Raw genomic sequence first — 18610 nt, 5'->3', positions numbered from 1 at the left:
GGCGCGAAGGCGGTCACGCCGACCGTGAGGAACGGTGAGAGATCAGGCAGTAGCCGAGGACGCCTTGATCAGCGGCACGGACTCGACGTCGGAGCCGGGGAGAGCGGGCCGGAACGGAGCCAACTCGGGCAGGTCCGGGGTCCGGTCGGCATGCCGGTTGCAGACGTTCACGGCCTGGCGGAGCGAGGTGTGCGGGGCGCGGATGCGGTGCCACCCGCCGGAGGAGTCGCCCGCGATGGCGAGCCCCCGCATCTCAGCCGGGATCTGGATGGCGGCGAGGACGGCGTCCGGGGAGATGTCGCCGAAGGCCATGTTGGCGGACGATTCGTCGTTGACGCGGTGGGCGGTACGGCCGGTGAGCTGGGCGCGAAGCATGGTGATGCCCTTGCCGAGCTCGGACCCGAAGCGCTGCCCGCAGATTTCGAGGTAGATGCCGGCCGCGCGGCCGAGCTGGGCGAGGCGAACCAGAGCGGTGACGATGCGATCCCGGCGTTTCTCCTCCTCTTTGCTTGCATACAGGGCGAGTTCGGCGACCTCGTCGACCAGAACCACGACCGGCACCGGGCGCAGTTCGTCGGGCAGGTCCCAGATGTCGGCAGCGATCTCCGCGTCCGGCACGTCGGAGGTGATCCGCTGCTGAGCCCGGATGACCTGATAGACGCGCTCCATCCGGCCCACGAGCGCATCGAGCACTTCGGCGGCGGTGTCGGGATCGTCGGCCAGCGCGGAGAACCGACGGGCCAGCGGGAACAGTTCGACCCCCTGCTTGCAGTCGATGCCGACGAGGGCGACGTCCATCGGAGCGAGCCCGGCGACCAGGTTGCGTTGGTAGACGGACTTGCCGGACTCCGTGGCTCCGAGGGTGAGGGCGTGGGGTATCGCGCGGTAGTCGCGGTAGTGCACCGAGCCGTCCTGCCGCAGAGCGACCGGCACCCGCATCGGCCGCGGGTCGGTCTCGGCCGGCATCTGTACCCGCTTGAGCACGTCGTAGCCGGTCATCCGCACTTCGACGACGCCGGAGCGCAGTTCCCGCGAGGTGACGCCGTACATGGAGAACGAGTGCCGGAGCCGGTCCGAGGCGGCGGCGATGTCGAAGGCGTCCTGCCCGGGGCGGAGCTTGAGCCGCAGGACCAGGCCGGTACGGGTCGGCCGCAGCCGCAGGATGCGCGGCGGACGCGCCTCCGGGATCGGCCGGTTGGTCGCACGGGCCAGAGCGAGCCGCCACCGAGCGGGCGGAACGGTCAGCCCGCACGCGTCCATGACCGAGCCGTACCGGACCAGGACCCGCACCACGGCCAGCGTGACCCCGAAGGTCAACCAGTACCAGGCGGGGCGCCGCCACCGCAGGAAACCCACGGCGGCGACGACCAGCACCAGAGCGACCGTGAAGTCGGTCATGATCAGGCCGCCTTGGACCCTGCGGCGACGTTGGAGAGCGAGGTCACCGCGACCGCGCGGAACGCGATGCCGTGCCGCTTCTGGCCGTTGAAGTCGTTCTCCCACGGCCGAGCGATGAGCCCCGTGAGCGCGACCGGCGTACCCATGGCCAGCTCACCGGAGATGCCCGGCTCCGGGACGGTGATGGACAGGATCTCCACCTCCTCGTTCGCCGCGAACATCACGTCCACCGTCATCAGCTTCGCCCCGGTCTCGGTGTCGGTGGCGATCTCGCCGGTACGGCGGTCACGCACCTTGACCTGCGGGGACTTGGCGACCATGACAACCGCGCCGGAGGTGTCGACGGGAATCTGACGCACAGAGATCACTCCTCTATAGATGCTGAACTCCGTCACTCATGTACATGAGTGACATGAAGAAGAGTGCATCACTCCTGTACATGAGTCAACCCGCCGCGAAGAAGAACTCGCGACGGGCTATGAGAAGTTGAGCGGCCGTCAGTCGTCCGCAGGGATCCGGTACTCGAAAACGAACTGATCAGCAGCCATGAGCGTGTCGCACACCTCGGCCACGAGACCCGCGGCCGTACGAGCCTCCCGGATCAGGTGAACCACCGGAGCACCCGGGCTCAGCGCCAGCTCCGACGCCTCCGCCTTCGAGGCCGGCCGCGCCTGCAGCGTCTCGACGAACTCCGCGAACTCATGCCCGTGGTCTTCCAGTCGGGCGTAGATCCCACCACCGCCGGGGTTCTCGGCGAACAACTCCGGGATGTCCTTCACGACGTCCCAGGGCAGGTAGGACGTGGCGGTCTCGACCGGCGTGCCGTTACGGAAGTACAGGCGCCGACGGGCCAGCACCTGCGTACCGGCGGGGACGCCCAGCCGCTCGGCGGCATCCTCGGGCGCCTCCATGGGCCCGATGTAGAGGACGCTCACCTTGGCCGTGGCCCCGGACTGCGCAGACTCCGCGAGGTAGGCCGCCTGCCCACCCTGTCGCAGCGAGCGCCGGAAGCGATCGGAGGAACGGTGCCGCACCGGAGGCCGGTTCTTCACGATCGAGCCCTTGCCATGCCGGGTCTCGACCAGCCCACTCGCCCGCACCTCGACCATGGCCTTACGGATCGTCCCGCCGGACACGCCATAGCGCTCCACCAGCTCGGACTCACTCGGCACCATGTCACCAGGCTTAAGAACCCCCGCCCGGATCTGCTGCACGATCTCATCCGCGATCTGCACGTACCGAGGCCCGGTACCGACCCCTCCCGCCACAGTTCCCATAGTCCTTCTCTGCCTCCTATGCTCCTCTACATGAGTCAACCACAGGAAGCGACACCCTCCCCCCTGCACTCCGTGTCCGTGGCCGGAGCAGTGGTGCGCGAGGACGGCCGCCTCCTGGCGATCCGCCGAGCCGACAACGGCACCTGGGAGCTCCCCGGCGGCATCCTCGAACTCAACGAGACCCCCGAAGCCGGCGTCGCCCGCGAGGTCCTGGAGGAGACCGGCATCCACGTCGAGATCGACGAACTCACCGGGGTCTACAAGAACACCACCCGAGGCATCGTCGCCCTGGTCTTCCGCTGCAAGCCCTCCGGCGGCATCGAGCGCACCTCAAGCGAATCCACCGCCGTCTCCTGGCTCACCCCCGACGAGGTCAGCGACCGCATGTCCGAGGTCTACGCGGTCAGACTCCTCGACGCCCTGGACGACAACGGCCCCCACGTCCGCAGCCACGACGGCAAACGCCTCATCCCAGCGGGATAAGACCTTCTCTCCATCATCAAGGCCGCTCGCTCCGCTCCCCGCGCGCGGCCCGGCCCCCGGCCGGGCCTGCGCTCCTGTCTCCGCCCCGCTCCAGCCCGGCCGGCGCCCGTGCCGCGCAGAACAATCAGCCACCAGAACGCCGAAGAAGAGACAGGTCTCGTGCAGCCAACAGTTGACGGCCGCGACACTTTGTGTATCGGTAGACACAAGCGGCCACTACCGCAAAGATGTGTCTGACCTCACAGGCCTGACAAGGGGGACCGGTGGCCGAAGCTCCAAAGCTGACCGAGATTTCAGTACAAGGACTTCTTGGACGATTTAATCACACCATCAAGTTTCCCCCAGACCAAGAGTTTGTGATTGTCTACGGTCCCAACGGTATTGGTAAAACCAGGCTGCTAGAGCTAATCAGCAACACTTTCGCTCTCAAAATGGGCGAGGTGTCGCGTACTCCATTCACGCAAGCGCTATTTAGCTTCAATGACGGCGCACGCCTTACTCTCGAAAATATTACGCCACTAGTAAGCGATGAACATAACGAGTATGAATACACGCTGCGCTTACTGCTCGAACAGGCAGGCGGCGAGAGTATTGAGTGGGTGAACACCAGAGAGCAGGCTGACCTACGAGACATCCCCATGAGTCGATGGGCGAGACTTATTGAGAGGTATACGCCTATCCGCTACGCGGGGGGCGGCAGATTCACTGACCACGAAACAGGACGCACCCTTAGCCGTGCGGAGGTGATTGACAGGTACGGATATGTGATCCCTCCTGAACTGATTCCCTTTCCACAGTTCCCGGAAGGTATCAAGGATTTCCTAAAGGGTGCAGATGTTCATCTAATTGAGACTCAAAGACTTCTCACTAACGGAAAACCACAACAAGACCCACGCGGTGAACCGTCCAGCCGAATCACAGTTCAAAAGTTCTCCGAAGATTTCTCACGTAGGATGCACGAAGCTCTTGCCCAGAACTCGCGAACCTCTCAGGAGCTAGACAGAACATTTCCTCGACGCCTTCTTTCTGCAGGTCACCCTCCTGCTGCCGCCACGGAAGAGGCAATTCGCGCCCGCTACGATGAACAAAGTCAACTCAGGGATCGGCTCGCCGAAATTTCCCTGCTACAAGGGTCGTCAGACCTGCCGCTGCCAAATAAGAAGCTCGACCCATCTCAACGCCTTGTTCTGTGGACGTATCTTGACGATTCCGAGAGGAAGCTTGCCACTTTCGAAGATCTATTGAGGCGTGTCCAACTCTTCCGAGACATTGTAAATTCCCGTTTTCAATTCAAACAACTTCGCCTGAATCGCGGCGGCTTTAGCTTCGTTACGGACTTGGGGCAGGAAATCCCGGCCGAAAGCCTTTCCTCTGGCGAGCAGCACGAACTGGTCCTGGCGTACGATCTATTGTTCAATGTCGCAGAGAACAGTCTCGTACTTATTGACGAACCTGAAATTTCGCTACATGTCGCCTGGCAGCAAGAATTCCTCAACGACATCGCGAAAATCGCAAATACCGCCTCATTGAGGTTCATCGTTGCCACCCATTCGCCGCAGATTATTCACAAATGGCGAAGTCGCGCTGTTTCACTCGGGGTGGACGACTAGGAATCTTTCGACTGGGGGCGGGGAAATGCTTGATCTCTTGACGGCTGATGACGTGCTGTCTCATGTCATGATGTTGGCCGACACGAATGAGCTGCTGTACTTGCTAGTGGAAGGCGATACAGACTGTAGCGTAATCGATCCGCATATTGACATGGCGGTATGCGACACCCTCCCGAGTGGCGGCAAGACCGTAGTTCTTGGCGCAGTCCGCATGGCGCGCGAAGAGGGATTTAATCGCTTGGCTGCGATTGTCGACCTCGATTGGGCCGAAATTTTGTACCCAAAGACAAAGGAAGATGGAGTTTTCTTCACGGATCACTACGACATTGATGCCACCGTCTTCTTTCGCGAGCAGAATGTTCTAAGGGTTGCAGGAACTTTTTCAAATAGGGCGCAACTGAGATCGTACGTCGCGAATTCTGATTGCCCTACCTTGCATGAAGCAGTGAAGCAAATTGCGCTTCCTGTAGGCTTGCTCCGATTTACATCAGAGAAGCATCGTCTTCAGCTTAACATGAGAGACTTTCCCATCTCCGTGATTCTCAATGAGGATGCCAGCGGGATTGATGTTGATAACCTCATCAATATTGCACTAAAGCGATCAGGAAAGGAAGACGATTGCAAGGAGGAGGTTACCCGGCTGTATCGGGAAGAGATTGAGGAGATAATAGACCCTGTACGTTATTTCTCGGGACATGACCTTCTTGCGGCTCTCGCCACGGTGCTACATAAGAAGTGCGGTTCTAAAGCATCCATAGATGCGATATCACGTGCCGTGAGGGGTGCGTATAGCTGTTCAGATGTCAGAGAATCCCCGTTGTTTTCATCCATTAGCAAGTGGGGGTCCTCTAGGCAACGAGAAATTTTTACTTGCCTCTGATCAGTTCTCCCGTTGCAGAAAGGTGCGGAGTCAGGCAGTCCCAAGACGACTTAACCCACAGCAGACGCTGGTCTCGGCATAGCAGAGGTCGAAACAAATTCAGAGCCTTTGTGGAAAGTTCCGAGCCCGCCGCCAGGACTTGCTCTGGTTGCCGAGAGCAATCCTTATCAACGTGGCTGATGCTAGTGGGGGTTCAGCGAGGCATACGCGTGCGTGGTTCTTTCGGCGCGCTCGCCATCGTGGCTGACTGTCGTCGGTTGAGGCTCAGACACGACGGGGCCCAGGTGCGCCAAGAGGGGAACGTGCCACTCGCGTGCCAGATCCTGCAGGGAGCCACGGGGAACGGCGGGGAATCGCCCTGGGTGCAACCAGGGCTCCAACATCACTCCGCGGCAGGTCAGCGCCGCAACCACCGCCAAGAAGCCCAAGCTTCCCAATCTGAGAGCTTGGTCGGCACTACAGGCCAGCCACGCTAGGTAGGGGTTACCGGGTGCGCTACCTGACAGAGGGGTTCGTTGTTGGGGCCTTGAAACGGGGACGGCCCGTGGAACCAGTTCCTTGGCCCGATCGGTGCTCCAGGTCGGCCCAGGGTCACCTACGTCGAGGTCCGTCCAGCGAAGGCGTCATACGGGGTCTACGTCTATACCGTTGAGGACGTCGGCCATGACAGGTTCTGCGACCTGATCGAGTTTCCACCGTTCGACGCCGACTCGGACGAAGAGGAGTCCGGCCGACTCGTTGCCACGGCTGAGGACCCATCTATCGCGCTAACCGCTGCTAAGGAGGCCACAGGCGCAGTGCCGGGAAGGTGGGTCAACGAGAGCATGGTCCACGATGAGTATGCCGACTTCGTTCGAGCGGGCCGGCCTGCGGACCAATCTCCCGACGGACTCCCCTGGCCAAGTCGCGGAACCCACCGCTGACATGCCGCAGCAGTGAGTATCTAACTGCGTGACAACGCAGCCGAACACCGGCGAACAACCGCGAACGTCGGCGGACCATCAGTGCAGGTGGGATCCGCACCACCCCAAGCCAGCAACCCCAAGCCAAGCTGCTTCGGGACGAAGAGATTCGCCGTTAGGGTGCGTCGCAGGACCATGACTCCAGCCGTCCAGAGTGCGGCCAGGTCATGAAGTCGGCCGGCTTGGCGCTCTCTGAGCAGGAGGACGACCGGCGCCTATCGGGTCCCCGAAGTGGGGAGACACAGGCGCGGCAGAGTCACTCAGCCCTGTGGCCTCGCTGCTGAACCACGATAGACGTGGCCGGGCAGTTGGGCGGCAAAGCCCACTCAGTGACGGACAGCCCAGCTAGCTCGATCAACTCTTCCGTAATACCTAGCCTATGCAAAGGCGTCTCGGAATAGCGTTGAAGCCACTTAAGCCGTCTTTCCTGCTCTTCCTCGGCCATTTGAACCCAGACATCTACCATGACGCCCACTTGGGGTTTTCTACTCCCGCCTTCAAGCCATAATCGACGCACATAGGGAAGGGATGCCGGATCTTGAGCCAGTAATACCAGGCACCATGCCATCTTATAACTCATCGATGCGCCGTGATGCCGCACTAGCCGATAAGCACGCCACTGGCTTATAGGCGCCAGCAACCACCGCCACATTGCAGTCACGGACTCTTCTCCGTAGGCTCGACAACGCGCTTAGCGGGATTTAACTGGCCCGTTCCTCGCGAGACGAGCTGGACTGCTCTAGTTGCAATTCACGCTTTCTCTGTTCTTCCTTGAGACGCTCCACGTATCTCGCGAAGAGCCGCAGACGGTCTGCTTCAGCCAGGGGGACACCGTTCTGGCTCGCATAATCGTCGAGCATAAATTGAGAAGCATTGTAATGCTTCTCAATTTCATCCGCGGTGGATTGAAGGTTGTAGCCGCGTTCTCGGAACTTGAAGTATCCCGTAACACCAGCCGAGATGCCGACTAAGGCGCTTAGGATCGACGTGCCGATGGCGAGAGCTTTGTTGTCTCCCTCATTCATAGCAGTGAGGGTAGATGTTACGATCGAGCCGCTGATGATCACCAGTTGGAATATGTTGTGCACCCGCCTATTCCTGCTGGCTCCCTTTCGGTACTGGGCAATCAGATCAAGCGATGCTTCACGATAGATTCGAAGCCCAGATGGAGAGTCCAGCGGCAGACGGGCGGCGGCCGTCTGCCGATCTTGCAAGGCATTGCGAAGAGACCCGGCACGACTAACGATTTTCTTGCGGTTCTTCCAGATGCTCCAGGTTAGGGCAACCCAGAGACCCAGAACAATTACCAGTCCAGCCCAGCGCGTGAAATTTGGCTTCGATTCCCAAAGCCCAACGATTACCGTGTATCCCAGCAGAAAGGCTAGCGCGATGGCACCGAATAGACACAGTACGAAAATGCGCTGAAAGGCCCTAGAAGCACGCAGATCATCTTCGATCTCGTCAAATGTTTTTACGCGCTGCCTGTACTCTTCCTGTAAGCGTCTTTCTTCCTCGTCTGCCAGTGTAGAAGGAGTGTGCGTAACGCCCCCGGTCGAACGTGCGTGTCCCCCTGTATCGCCCTGTCCGCTGGCCACAACACCCCCGCACTCCGACTCACTAATGCAATGCGTTGGGAGAGTACGGGATAGTTTCAGTAGCTCACAATGCCACATTGTCGCATCAGGGGAAACAACCAACCAACGTTGCAACTGTTTCTCAAGTTGTTCTATAACCGTGAGCATTCACGCCATGTCAAGCACTGATCTCCTCATATCATGACGACAGAAGCACAGGGGGCGCATGGGGTGCTTAACAAGCTTGACCAGTCAGCGTCCAGCCGCTCTGAGACGAGGAGGCCTTGCTGAGTCGCGGACTATCTGTGGACTTGAGGACGAAGAGGTCATTGTCCAATCCCCACCGCCACGCTTCCGCCGTCGCTGCAGACTCTGACGAACATCACCGAGCAACGTTGCCGAGGCAGGTGGGGGTACAGCGAGGCACACGCGCGCCTGCGCGGTCGGCTGACCCGCCACCGTGGCTGACTTTCGTCGGCTAAGGCCTAAACGGTCCCAGAGAGATTCCTCTCCACTCGATGCCCGGCGTATCGGCTGGGACCGGCATAACGCGACAGGGAGGAGAGCCCAAGTTGGTGCTCAGGCTCCCCTCCCCGCCAGGACGACCGTAGTCGTCAAGCGCCCTTTCGCCCGCTCCTTTTCACTCGCCCTGCCGTTCGCTCGCCGCCAGGAGGTGGCCGCGGCTGGTCGCGACGCGGAGGACGTCTCGCAGAGCGCCGGTCAGTTCTTTCGCCAGGCGCCGCATGTCCTCCGGGTTCGCGTCCCGGTCGTCGAGGGCTTCGCAGGCTCGTTCCAACAGCTCGGCCGCCGTGCCGAGTTGCACCGCCTCGATGTTGTCCGCCAGGCGGGACATGGAGCCGTTCCGGTCATCGGTGCTCAGGTAGCAGGGCTTGCCCTCCGGGCCCGACCACGGGAGAAGCCGCAGTTCGTTCTGTGCCGTCATCCTTGCGTCTGCCTCTCATCGGTCATGTGGTGGGTGGTGAAGACCGCGTCGACGCGATCTCCTGGGAACGCCAGTAGTGCGGCTTCGACGACTCGACCGGCGGGGTCGGTCGCGACGCGTGTGATCGCAAGGACGGGCGGGGCGGAGCCGATGCGGAGGGCCGAGGCTTCGTCCGGCGTCGGCTGGCGGGCGCACACCGTCTCTCTGACGGCGGCCGGCGACGGGCCGAGTACGGCGAATCTCGTGACCGTCTCCCGGCATGTTGACTCGTCGTCGAGCACCTCGGCCGGTACGAGATCACGCGGGATGTAGATGCGGGCCAACCCGTGCGGTGCGTCTCCTTCGAGGCTGACGCAGGTGAACTCGGCAAGGGGACTGCCCATGGGCACCTTCAGCAAGGTCGTCAGATGCCCGTGAGCCTGCACCGTCGCACTGCGAATGGTGACGCGTAGGGGCGCATCTGCGGCGGTCCAGGGGTCCAGCGTGCCCCAACCGCCGACGTACATGATCTTGCGCACGGGGCGGCGGACGAAGTTGCCCTTACCGTGGATCTTCTCGACGAGGCCTTCCCCTTGGAGCACCGCGAGGGCGTTCCGCAGAGTCACCGTGCTGACCTTGTACCTGTCGGCCAGGCCGGCTTCGGAAGGAAGACGCTCGCCAGGCTGGATCCGACCGCTCGTGATCTGGCGCCGGAGGTCCTCGGCGATGTCGTGGTGGCGAGACGGCACGACTCCGGTCACCGCCTTCTCAGCATTCGCGCGACGAAGAGCCGGGTACGCCCGTGTATGGTCAGCGACTCACCTGACTCGAAGACGAGTTGTTTGGCTCCGTGAGGGAGTTGGAAAAGGTCTCTCACCCGGCAGGTGCAGCCGCCGAGTTGGATGATGTCGCCGCGCTGCACAGTGGTCGAGGTGACCTCGATGTGGGAGATCAGAACGCCACCGGGGATCCGTTCGCTCACCCTGTCACCTCCGCAGGCGCGCACTGGTCACGCGCCGTGTGGCACGGGCAGTTACACGCTTCGTAGATCACCGGCAGGTCGACCGACACCGAGGCCGGGGAGGACTCCACGCAGGCGGGATGGGTGCCGATGCGGCAGGCGGTCGATCGGTAGAGGGCAGCGGGGGTGTCCGCGATACGAGGCTGGTGGCGAGGAGACATCAGCGAACCCCCGCGAGGGCCGACCAGGTATCGGTCGGTACATGGGAAGCGACCACTACCGGGCGCGCCCGTACGCGCGCCTCCCAAGCCAGCACGTACGGGCGGACGAGCGCGGTGTCCTCACCCCTGAGCGGGTGTCGACGGTCCGGGCCCGCAGAAGCCCGACCCAGAACGACGGTCGACGCATCAGCCGACGCAGTAGAGGCGGAAGCGGTCGGCGGCCGAAGGGGCGTTAAGGGGCGGCGGTGCTTGCCCTTCGGGATGCGTCGCGCTCTGGTGAGGGAGACGGCGCGGCGGATACGGTTGAGCACGCTGTTCAGCTCCTATCGCTGATGGCCCGGTCCCCCGACATCGCCCGTCGTGGGGACCGTTTTGCGTACGACCGCCCAAAGGGTGCGGCCGTTCAAGCTGGTGGCGAGGAGCCCGAACCGATCGGCCTCCGCCACCACGTCCAGGACCTCCCGCCATGTCTCGGCGGAGACCGATTCCGGCACCTCCGCTTCCACCGAGGTGTGCCGGGGGTGTTCCTCCACTCGCGTGAGGAGCCCGAGAGCGGACAGCCGGGCGGCGATGGCCGCCGCGCTAACTCCCGAAGCGGGCACAGGGCAGCCTCCGTCACCAGCGATCACTTTGAGTGACGCTAGTTAACTAGATTAGAGCTAGTGGACTAGATTTTCCATATGCCTGAGCAGCCGCCCTATCTCCGCATCGCCGACGAACTTCGGCAGCGCATCGCGGAGCACGTATGGGAACCGGGCGACCGTCTGCCCTCCCGCGCCCAGATCGGCCAGGAGTACGGCGTGGGCGAGAACGTGGTCCGCCGGGCGCAGGAGCTGCTGATCTCCCAGGGCGTGCTGGAAGGCCGCGCCGGATCGGGCACTTACGTCGCCGAGCCCCGGCAGCGGGTGCGGATCGTCCGGTCAACCGCGCGCGAGCAGCCCAGCGGATCGCCGTTCCGTGCCGACATGAAGGCCGTGGGCAGGCAAGGGGATTGGGAGAGCCGGACGGACGCCAAGGTGCCGGCGCCGACGGAGATCGCTGTGCGACTCGGGATCGCCGAGGGCGAATTGTGCGTCCGGACGACGTACGAATTCCTGGCGGACGGCAGGCCGGTGCAGTTGTCGACCAGTTGGGAGCCGTACGACCTCACCGCCGGCACCCTCGTCGTATTGCCCGAAGGTGGGCCCCATGCGGGCACCGGGGTCGTGAACCGCATGGCCGCGATCGGAGTCACCGTCAGCCATGCCGTGGAGCAGCCGGAGCCGAGGCAGGCGACCGCCGAGGAAGCGTCGCTACTCGGCATCCAGAAGGCCGCGCTCGTTACGCACATCCGGCGGACGTACTACAGCGACGACGGGCAACCCGTGGAGACGGCGGACATCGTGGTGCCCACCGCTCACTGCGAGATCGTCTATGAGATCCCGATCAACCGGTAGCCCTGTCTAGGGTTCTCCGTATGGCCGACGATGCTCCGCCCTGTCCCGAGTGCAACCAGCCCCTGAGGTCGGGCGGCCTGGTGCTCGTCGGGCGGGACGACGACGGCCGACGGACCTGCCGGGCGTTGTGGCGGTGCGCGGGCTGGCACATGTGGTGGCAGTGGGCGGACCGGCCGGACGATCCGTTGGAGGTCTGCCCAGTTCCGAAGCTGTTCCGGTGACATCCAACGCTGACATCAACGAAGCCAAACGGCGGCATACAGCAGCACACCCGGGCGACCGTCGGACCAGCCGTCGACGGCTCCAGGGGCGGGCGTAGATCGAACTCCTAAAGCGGGTGTCGCAGGTTCGAATCCTGCCGGGGGCACAACGCATTACCGCTCTGACCTGGGATTTCTCCCCCGGGAGGGGTTCCACTCGGCCTCGGACTCCTCGTCCGGGGCCGTTTGCGTGAGCGGTGCGCCTGCGGATGCCTCGCCACCCGCAGGCGCTGCGGTTGGTTCGGCGGCATCCCGTCGCATGCATGCACGCGGCACGAGTCGCGCCGCCGCCTCGGCAATGGCGAGATCCGTCTCGGGCAGCGGGCTTGTATACGTGTCGGCCGTGACGGTGATCGAGGAGTGGCCGAGCATCTCCTGGGTGTCCTTCAGCTCGGCTCCGGCCGCGTGGATGAGGGTCGCCGCGCCGTTGCGCAGGTGGAGCCGGATCGACGGGAGGCCGATCTCCTCGTACAGCTCGATGAAGCGGCGGGTGACATTGGCGGGATGGAGCAGTTTGCCGTTCTCCCGCGTGAAGACGCGTCCGGTCTCCGCCCAGGCGCTCCCCCAATCCTGGCGCTCCTTGTCCTGCTAGGCGCGGTGTTGCCGCAGGATCTCGACCGTGCCGGAAGTCCAGGACGATGGTACAGGTGCCGGCATCGGTCTTGGGGCGTCCTCGTACACCTCCCAGCCGTCCACGACGAGTTGCCTGGTGACGGTGAGGAGCCCGGCATCCAGATGCGTATCGGTCCACATCTGGAAGCACCCTCGCCGTTTCGTCCGCAAAGCGTGCAGCGCTGCTGGTGCGGCCGGGATGCCGAGCGCTCCTGATGGGGGGCAATTCCGTCCGCGGCCCGGGCAAGCCGGTCACAGGGGAGGCTGGGTGCGCTCCACATGGCGGGAACTCGCAGTAAAAACGGGCAGATTGCATGTTTGCCGACGGAAGGGTGATCGCCTGAAACCTCCTTGACAGGAGAATATTGCGCCATTGAGTATCGTCGTGCTTCTGCTGATCGGTAGGGGCTCAGTTGTGAACGAAGCAGGGGGTTCTCGAATGTCCGCGATCGTTTCCACGCTCAAGCACACGAAGTACGTCATGGGTTCTCTGGCGGCGGTGCTCTTCACGGCCTGCATCAGCTGACGCGAGGGTGGGGCGGGCGGCCGTGGCCGCCCGCCCCACCACGTCGACGGGGCCGGGGGGCGAGGGGGAGGGCGGGGGAAGGATCCATGTTCGACGCAGGGATACGGCAGTTCCGGATGGCGCTGGCCATGGTGCTCGGCCGTCCGATCAATGTGCGCTCCGCCGAACGGCTCGTCGAGGACGCGCTGGCGACACTCGCGGAGTTCGGCTCGCCCGGCGAGGACGTCGAACAGTTGCTGCGCGGCGCCGCTGCCGACCCGCAGATGCGCGCCGACCTCACCAACAAGGCGCTGCGCCGCACCGCGCAACGCCTCGCGGCGAAGTCGCCTTTCTACGCCGACCACTTCGCGGCAGCGGGTGTCGACCCGGCCGCACTGACCACCGAGAACATCGGCGCAGTGCCCGTCACTACCAAGACCGACCTGGTCAAGCGGTCCCGCGACTTCCTGTGCGGCGAGCCCTTCCTCGCTTCCCGGACCACCGGGACGACAGGCCGGCCCACCGAGATCTGGTACTCCCGCTACGAGGAGCGCCTGTGGCCTGCGCTCGTCGCCCTCTCCCAGGTGCTGCGCGGCGGCGTCCGCACCACCGACCTGGTCCAGTTCAACGTCAGCTCCCGTGCGACCGGCACGATGTACGCGGAGATGCAGGTCGCCCGCTTGACGGGAGCGTCGATCCGGATGGTGGGCCTGATACCGCCCGCGGAGACGCTGGACCTCACGGCGGGCACCGACGAATCGGCGCCGACCCTGATGGTCACCTACCCCAGCTATCTGGGGCAGCTGACCCGACTTGCTCGCGAACGGGGACTCGGCCCCGCGGACTTCCGGCTGCGCAGCATCAATGTCGGCAGCGAAGTGCTCTCACCCGCCCTCGCGGCCGCCGCCGAGGAGACCTTCGGCGCCACCGTCCACGACCTCTACGGTATGACCGAGGTGATGCCGGTGGCGGGCGCGATCTGCCGGCAGCGGCACCTCCACATCGACGCGGGCATCGGCCTGGTGGAGGTGTGCGACCTCGACACCGGAAGGAAAGCCGCGCCCGAAGCGCTCGGCACAATCGTCGCCACTCCCTTCTTCCCCTACCGGGAGTGCATGCCGCTCTTCCGCTACGACACCCGGGACCTGGTGCGGCAGCTGCCCGACACACCGCTCACCTGCGAGATGGCGAACGTGCCGGCGACCTCGCACATCCTCGGCAAGGCGGACCATGTGCTGCGCACCCAGGATGGCCCGGTGACCCCGCGCGAGGTCATCGAGGTCCTCGACGCACTGCCCGGCGCGCGCTGGCCGATGCGCTACCGCACCGACGTGGTGGACGGCCGGCTGCATGTGGACGTGGCCGCTTCCTCGGTGCCGGAGACGAGCGGCATCGCGCGTCATTTCGCCGAGGCGGGCATCGCCGCCACCGTCGACGTCGTACCGGTGGAAGGACCTGAGCTGCGGCGCTACCGCTGCGATCTGGTCGAGACCAGCTTCGCCTACGCCGGGCGGGCCTCATGACCGTCGCACAGAGCGTGTTCTTCGTCTTCGTGACGCTCGCCATCGCCCTGGGTGTCTCGCTCGCCTCGGTCGCCTACTTCCGGCGGGTCACGCTGCCCCGCCCGGCCGTCGGCGCCTTCAACGGCAATGACATGGTCATCATGATGGGCTTCGTCATCGCACTGCCCTTCCTCTATCTCTCCCTTCCGGGCTGGCTGCTGCCGCCCGTGCTGGGGCTGACGCTGGCCGGTGGTCTCGCGGTCGGTTACGGGCCCGTCGTCCGGCGGGGTCTGGTGAGGTGGTCGCTCATCGTCGCTCTGCTGGCCGCCGACTGGCTCGCCGCGCGCACCGCCGAGGACGATCCCACCCACGCTCTGCCGTACTGGCTGGTCAACAGCGTGGTCATCATGATGATGGCGGTCGGCGCCGCCAACCTCAACGCACAGGGCGGCTTGAAGCTGCGGCACGTCTCCCGCTTCGCGCTGGCGCTCGCCGTGTATGACCTCTTCTTCGCCACCGTCGTGCCGCTCACCCAGAAACTGTTCGGCGCTGTGCAGGGCTACGCCTTCGCACCGTCGGCCGGGCTGCGCATGGGCGAGTTCGGTGCCGTCCTGGGCATGGGCGACCTCCTTGTGTACGCCCTCTTCACCACCGTGGCCTACAAGGCGTACGGACGTTCGGGGCTGGCCTTGGCTCTTGGGCTGGTCGCCGTGTTCGGCGCGCTCGGACCGACGCTGACGCCCATCACGGTCGAGGCGCTCACCGGACATCTTCCGGAGGTCGTGCCGGCGCAGATCTTCTTCGGCCCGGCCGCCTTCTTCGGGTACGTCGTGCTGCGGCGGCGCGGCCCGGAACGGCGCATGGCCGATGTCCGGCCGCCCGCGCGGCTCGCGACAGCCCATGGACAGCCGGGGGCAGCGAGCCCCCGCAATCGCCCGTGAGCCGTCAAGGACCTTCGGAGCCGAGTCCGGCCTGGGGCTGATGCGCAGGCTGTGGCGATCGGCTCGCTTGCCGCCGCGCTCGACGTCCATGACGACGTCGTACGTCAGGTCGCTTGCACCAAGCGCTTGACGGAACGGATTCAGCACACATGAGCCGGGGAACCCCGCGAACACGCGAGAACCACGGAGGGGTGTTTTCCCAGGCCAGACACTGGATGGTCGACGTTTTCGCAGGTCACGGCCTCGCCCCGGGAAATCTCCTAAAGAGGGTGTCGCAGGTTCGAATCCTGCCGGGGCACCACGCGTTACGCCGCTGACCTGGGATTTCTTCCCCAGGAAGGCGTTCTGTTCGGCCTCGGACTTCTCGTCCGGGGCCGTTTGCTTGAGCGGAAGGACGTACTCGTCGAGGGTGTCGGCACGGTGCCGGGGCCGCGGTGGACCTGGTCGAGGGCGGCTCAGCGCGGGTACGGTCGGCGGTCCGTGCCGTGCATCGTGCGCCGCTCGACGGCGGGGCGACCCGCGCCGACGACCGACATCCTGGTGCACCCCTGCTCCTCAACTGCGTCCGGTGCTCCTCAGCTGCGCTCCTCAGCGGCGTCCAGGCGGACTTCGCAAGGCAGGATCGAGTATCCGGGGCCAGAGGCTCGGCCGACCCGAGTTCGGCCGGCAGGCCGTACGCTTCCGGCCCACCATGTATCCCGGCGTACTCAGGAGGACCACGCAGCGAGAAGTTCCGCCGGACCGTACACAGCGTCGAGCCCCGCACAGTCGGTCCCGCTGCGCGAGACAGCGATCACAGGCACGGGAGCAGGCGTGAGCGCGGCGCGGTGTCGGTGCAGCGCCGCGAGATCGTGCCGGTCGAACGGGGAGTTCTCCAGCCACTTCACCGAGCCGACGAACAACAGCTCCTGGGCGATCGGCGCGCGGTCCGCTCCCACGACGTCGATCTCCACATCGTTGGTACGGGTCCAGTAACCGCCGATGGCGGGCGCGGCGGGGAGGTTCGCGTCGGGCAGCAGCCGTGCCAGCGCGTCGCGCACCAGAGGTTCAACGGCCCTGCCACGCCAGCTGGTCCAATTTTCGCGGATGCGCCGCAACGTCAGGTCGCCCCGGCCCCGCTCGATCTCTTCCATCGCCGGCCCCAGGAACTTCAGCCAGAAGCGGAGGTAGGGATCCGCGACCCGGTAGCGACGATCCTTCGAAGGCCGCGTGGACACCGGAAGCTCCGCCGCGATCACCCGCTTGTCCGCAAGGATCCCCAGCGACCGCTGTAGCGGGGTCGCCCCGATCCCGCCGGCGGCGCGGGCAATATTGGAGAACGTCCGCTCACCGCTGCCGATCGCCGAGAGGACAGTGCGGGCTTGCACCTGCTGGGGGAACTCTGCAGCGAGCGAGCGCTCCGCCGACACCAGCAAGGCCGAGACCGGATCGCTGAGTGCCGCCTGCAGGAACTCCCACATCCCGGCGCCGTGCGTCCACTCTGCACAGATCAGAGGCAGTCCACCGGTGATCAAGGCCGCATCGAAGGCCGAGGCGGGCTCGAGGCCGAGCATCTCGCCCACCTCCGCCGGGTTGAGCGGACCCAGCACCATCTCCCGTCCGCGCTGGTGGAACGGGCGTCCATAGCTGTTCAGCGCCTCCATCATCGACAGGTCGGAGCCGATGAGAACCAGCAGAACCGGCTTCGACTCCAGCACTCGGTCCCAGGCCCGCTGAAGCATGCCCTCGAAGGCGCCCTCCGCATCCATCAAATAGGGCACCTCATCCATGACCACCACGCTCGCCCGGTCGTGCGGCAGTGCCGCCGCCAGTACATCGAAGGCGGCATCCCAACTCGCCGGGCGGGCCGCGGACAGCAGATTCGCCAGCGGAAGGCTGGACGACTGCGCATCCTGGCTCAGCCGCTCCAGGTCCACCCCCGGCGACGCCCCTGTGGCGGCGTAGAAGAGGAACGGCGCACCGGACCTCTCGGCGAACCGCTCCACCAACCGCGACTTACCCACCCGGCGTCGCCCTCGAAGCATCACGCACCGCCCCGGCCGCTCCCCACCGACCCCGGCCGTCACCTTGCCCAGCTCGCGGTCCAGCGTCTCGAGTTCGTGCCGCCTGCCCACGAAATCCGTCATGTCGCCGCCTTCCAGAGTGTTACCCGGCACCTTAGATACTAACATTAAGGTTAGCAACATTAACGTTAGTAGCAGAGGCGGGCTCGGAAGCCGATGCTGCTTACCCGGGTACACCCATGGGAGAAAATCAGCCTCCGGCGCCACAGCACGGGATGCCCCACGGCGGCCGAATGCGTGAGCGGCGCGTGAGCGGACGGCGTGACAAGAGCCGTCCTGAGCCGGATGGCCGGTCATACCGCGCGACGCTGATCAGGCAGAAGAACACCACGCGGCACAGCCAAGCACCATCCGCCAGAGATTCGATCCCACTCCTAAAGCGGGTGTCGCAGGTTCGAATCCTGCCGGGGGCACAACGCATTACGCCGCTGACCTGGGATTTCTCCCCCAGGGAGGCACTTTATTCGGCCTCGGACTCCCCGTCCGGGGCCGTTTTGCGTGAGCGGGCGGAAAGTTGATCTCCCGAACTGCCCGCCGGGCTGTACGTCCTGGAGGGCCTGCCGCAGGTGGCCCCTGCCGACCGGTGACGATCCGCTGCTCCGGCGAGCACAGATCGCCGCGCTCGCAGGCGTAAGCCGACCGACCGTAACAGCCTCGGAAAGACAGGAGACCGACTTCCCCTCACCGCGGCGCTCCAACGGGCAGGACTGCTTTCGACGGTCGGAGATCACGGAGTGGCTGGACCGGAGGCCGGTGCCGCCCGAGCGACTCGTCGCAGGAGAACCCGTCGGCACCAGCTACGGGAACCGTGCCCGGAAGGGGGAACAAGCCGGTAAGCCTCCAGCCGACGCGGCGAAGCGCCGTCTCGGCGCCGGGTCGTCGTACCGCATGCCGACCGGCGCTGTCGATGAACCCCGCCCCGAGAACCGACAGATCGCAAACGATCTGATGGGCAGCCTCATCGACCGGGTACGGGGGGCAGCCAGTGTGCTCGACTATCTGA

17 protein-coding genes and 1 tRNA gene are annotated in these 18610 nt (G+C 64.7%); 8 read left to right on the top strand and 10 right to left on the bottom strand.

Translation table 11 applies throughout. The annotated features are described in order from the left end of the window. Positions 1-42: 42 nt before the first annotated feature. From SSP29_RS20565 to SSP29_RS20555, 3 genes are all read right to left on the bottom strand, one after another. Positions 43-1398: an FtsK/SpoIIIE domain-containing protein gene (locus SSP29_RS20565; RefSeq protein ID WP_089102143.1), complete on the bottom strand. Its 1356-nt coding sequence runs from the start codon at positions 1396-1398 to the stop codon at positions 43-45. Between the two features lie 2 nt (positions 1399-1400). Further along, positions 1401-1757 (bottom strand): SCO3933 family regulatory protein, encoded by a 357-nt coding sequence (locus SSP29_RS20560; protein ID WP_089102142.1) that lies wholly within the window; start codon positions 1755-1757, stop codon positions 1401-1403. A gap of 138 nt (positions 1758-1895) precedes the next feature. Further along, positions 1896-2675 carry a GntR family transcriptional regulator gene (locus SSP29_RS20555; protein WP_089102141.1) on the bottom strand — a complete coding sequence of 260 codons (780 nt, stop codon included), beginning with the start codon at positions 2673-2675 and terminating at the stop codon, positions 1896-1898. An 18-nt stretch (positions 2676-2693) separates the two neighbouring features. Between SSP29_RS20555 and SSP29_RS20550 the strand changes: the two genes are divergently transcribed. The 3 genes from SSP29_RS20550 to SSP29_RS52570 all read left to right on the top strand — a co-directional run bounded on the left by SSP29_RS20550 (position 2694) and on the right by SSP29_RS52570 (position 5648). Beyond that, on the top strand, positions 2694-3158 hold the full coding sequence (locus tag SSP29_RS20550) for an NUDIX hydrolase (RefSeq protein ID WP_150134555.1): 465 nt from the start codon (positions 2694-2696) through the stop codon (positions 3156-3158). A 263-nt stretch (positions 3159-3421) separates the two neighbouring features. Continuing rightward, on the top strand, positions 3422-4768 hold the full coding sequence (locus SSP29_RS20545) for an AAA family ATPase (protein WP_089102140.1): 1347 nt from the start codon (positions 3422-3424) through the stop codon (positions 4766-4768). Between the two features lie 37 nt (positions 4769-4805). After that, on the top strand, positions 4806-5648 hold the full coding sequence (locus SSP29_RS52570) for a DUF4435 domain-containing protein (protein WP_145968935.1): 843 nt from the start codon (positions 4806-4808) through the stop codon (positions 5646-5648). Positions 5649-7311: 1663 nt separating this feature from the next. On the opposite strand, the gene SSP29_RS20535 is transcribed toward SSP29_RS52570, so the two are convergent. The 5 genes from SSP29_RS20535 to SSP29_RS59835 all read right to left on the bottom strand — a co-directional run bounded on the left by SSP29_RS20535 (position 7312) and on the right by SSP29_RS59835 (position 10890). After that, complete coding sequence (locus tag SSP29_RS20535; RefSeq protein ID WP_167449970.1) at positions 7312-8205, bottom strand: DUF4231 domain-containing protein; 894 nt, start codon at positions 8203-8205, stop codon at positions 7312-7314. 619 nt (positions 8206-8824) lie between these two features. Next, positions 8825-9127, bottom strand: coding sequence for a hypothetical protein (locus tag SSP29_RS20530; RefSeq protein WP_089102138.1), 303 nt, complete (start codon positions 9125-9127; stop codon positions 8825-8827). Next, positions 9124-9867, bottom strand: a complete 744-nt coding sequence (locus tag SSP29_RS20525) for a GntR family transcriptional regulator (RefSeq protein ID WP_150134554.1) — start codon at positions 9865-9867, stop codon at positions 9124-9126. Before SSP29_RS20525 ends, SSP29_RS20530 begins: the two co-directional genes overlap by 4 nt. Next, positions 9864-10088 (bottom strand): hypothetical protein, encoded by a 225-nt coding sequence (locus tag SSP29_RS20520; RefSeq protein WP_089102137.1) that lies wholly within the window; start codon positions 10086-10088, stop codon positions 9864-9866. Before SSP29_RS20520 ends, SSP29_RS20525 begins: the two co-directional genes overlap by 4 nt. A gap of 523 nt (positions 10089-10611) precedes the next feature. Continuing rightward, positions 10612-10890: a hypothetical protein gene (locus SSP29_RS59835; protein WP_089102134.1), complete on the bottom strand. Its 279-nt coding sequence runs from the start codon at positions 10888-10890 to the stop codon at positions 10612-10614. A gap of 78 nt (positions 10891-10968) precedes the next feature. On the opposite strand from SSP29_RS59835, the gene SSP29_RS20500 reads away from it, so the two are divergent. Then, a complete protein-coding gene (locus SSP29_RS20500; RefSeq protein ID WP_089102133.1) occupies positions 10969-11724 on the top strand; it encodes a GntR family transcriptional regulator in 756 nt (251 codons plus the stop codon). Positions 11725-11744: 20 nt separating this feature from the next. After that, positions 11745-11945 (top strand): dehydrogenase, encoded by a 201-nt coding sequence (locus SSP29_RS20495; RefSeq protein ID WP_089102132.1) that lies wholly within the window; start codon positions 11745-11747, stop codon positions 11943-11945. 627 nt (positions 11946-12572) lie between these two features. On the opposite strand, the gene SSP29_RS58560 is transcribed toward SSP29_RS20495, so the two are convergent. Next, positions 12573-12737, bottom strand: coding sequence for a hypothetical protein (locus tag SSP29_RS58560; RefSeq protein WP_167449969.1), 165 nt, complete (start codon positions 12735-12737; stop codon positions 12573-12575). Positions 12738-13208: 471 nt separating this feature from the next. Here SSP29_RS58560 and SSP29_RS20485 point away from each other — a divergent pair, with 471 nt between their 5' ends. The 3 genes from SSP29_RS20485 (at position 13209) to SSP29_RS52810 (ending at position 15845) form a co-directional block, all read left to right on the top strand. Further along, positions 13209-14624, top strand: coding sequence for a phenylacetate--CoA ligase family protein (locus SSP29_RS20485; protein ID WP_089102130.1), 1416 nt, complete (start codon positions 13209-13211; stop codon positions 14622-14624). Continuing rightward, on the top strand, positions 14621-15544 hold the full coding sequence (locus SSP29_RS20480; protein WP_089102129.1) for a hypothetical protein: 924 nt from the start codon (positions 14621-14623) through the stop codon (positions 15542-15544). The genes SSP29_RS20485 and SSP29_RS20480 overlap by 4 nt, the downstream gene beginning before the upstream one ends. Positions 15545-15789: 245 nt before the next feature. Next, positions 15790-15845: transfer RNA gene (locus SSP29_RS52810), tRNA-Ser, on the top strand. Between the two features lie 406 nt (positions 15846-16251). Here the strand turns inward: SSP29_RS52810 and SSP29_RS20475 are convergent. Further along, entirely contained in the window at positions 16252-17670 is a 1419-nt protein-coding gene (locus SSP29_RS20475) for an ATP-binding protein (protein WP_089102128.1), read from the bottom strand. Positions 17671-18610: the final 940 nt, after the last annotated feature.

Origin of the sequence: Streptomyces hyaluromycini (assembly GCF_002217755.1) — a bacterium.
In the GTDB taxonomy this organism is placed as follows: Bacteria; Actinomycetota; Actinomycetes; order Streptomycetales; family Streptomycetaceae; genus Streptomyces; species Streptomyces hyaluromycini.
Note: the sequence above shows the minus strand (reverse complement) of the source record. Positions and strands in the feature narration are given on the sequence as shown.

What these genes read in the sequence shown, in the direction of transcription:
- SSP29_RS20530 (WP_089102138.1), bottom strand. Translation starts at nt 9,127, where the DNA reads ATGACGGCACAGAACGAACTGCGGCTTCTCCCGTGGTCGGGCCCGGAG.
- SSP29_RS20485 (WP_089102130.1), top strand. Translation starts at nt 13,209, where the DNA reads ATGTTCGACGCAGGGATACGGCAGTTCCGGATGGCGCTGGCCATGGTG.
- SSP29_RS20565 (WP_089102143.1), bottom strand. Translation starts at nt 1,398, where the DNA reads ATGACCGACTTCACGGTCGCTCTGGTGCTGGTCGTCGCCGCCGTGGGT.
- SSP29_RS58560 (WP_167449969.1), bottom strand. Translation starts at nt 12,737, where the DNA reads ATGTGGACCGATACGCATCTGGATGCCGGGCTCCTCACCGTCACCAGG.
- SSP29_RS20500 (WP_089102133.1), top strand. Translation starts at nt 10,969, where the DNA reads ATGCCTGAGCAGCCGCCCTATCTCCGCATCGCCGACGAACTTCGGCAG.
- SSP29_RS20475 (WP_089102128.1), bottom strand. Translation starts at nt 17,670, where the DNA reads ATGACGGATTTCGTGGGCAGGCGGCACGAACTCGAGACGCTGGACCGC.
- SSP29_RS20495 (WP_089102132.1), top strand. Translation starts at nt 11,745, where the DNA reads ATGGCCGACGATGCTCCGCCCTGTCCCGAGTGCAACCAGCCCCTGAGG.
- SSP29_RS20555 (WP_089102141.1), bottom strand. Translation starts at nt 2,675, where the DNA reads ATGGGAACTGTGGCGGGAGGGGTCGGTACCGGGCCTCGGTACGTGCAG.
- SSP29_RS20480 (WP_089102129.1), top strand. Translation starts at nt 14,621, where the DNA reads ATGACCGTCGCACAGAGCGTGTTCTTCGTCTTCGTGACGCTCGCCATC.
- SSP29_RS20550 (WP_150134555.1), top strand. Translation starts at nt 2,694, where the DNA reads ATGCTCCTCTACATGAGTCAACCACAGGAAGCGACACCCTCCCCCCTG.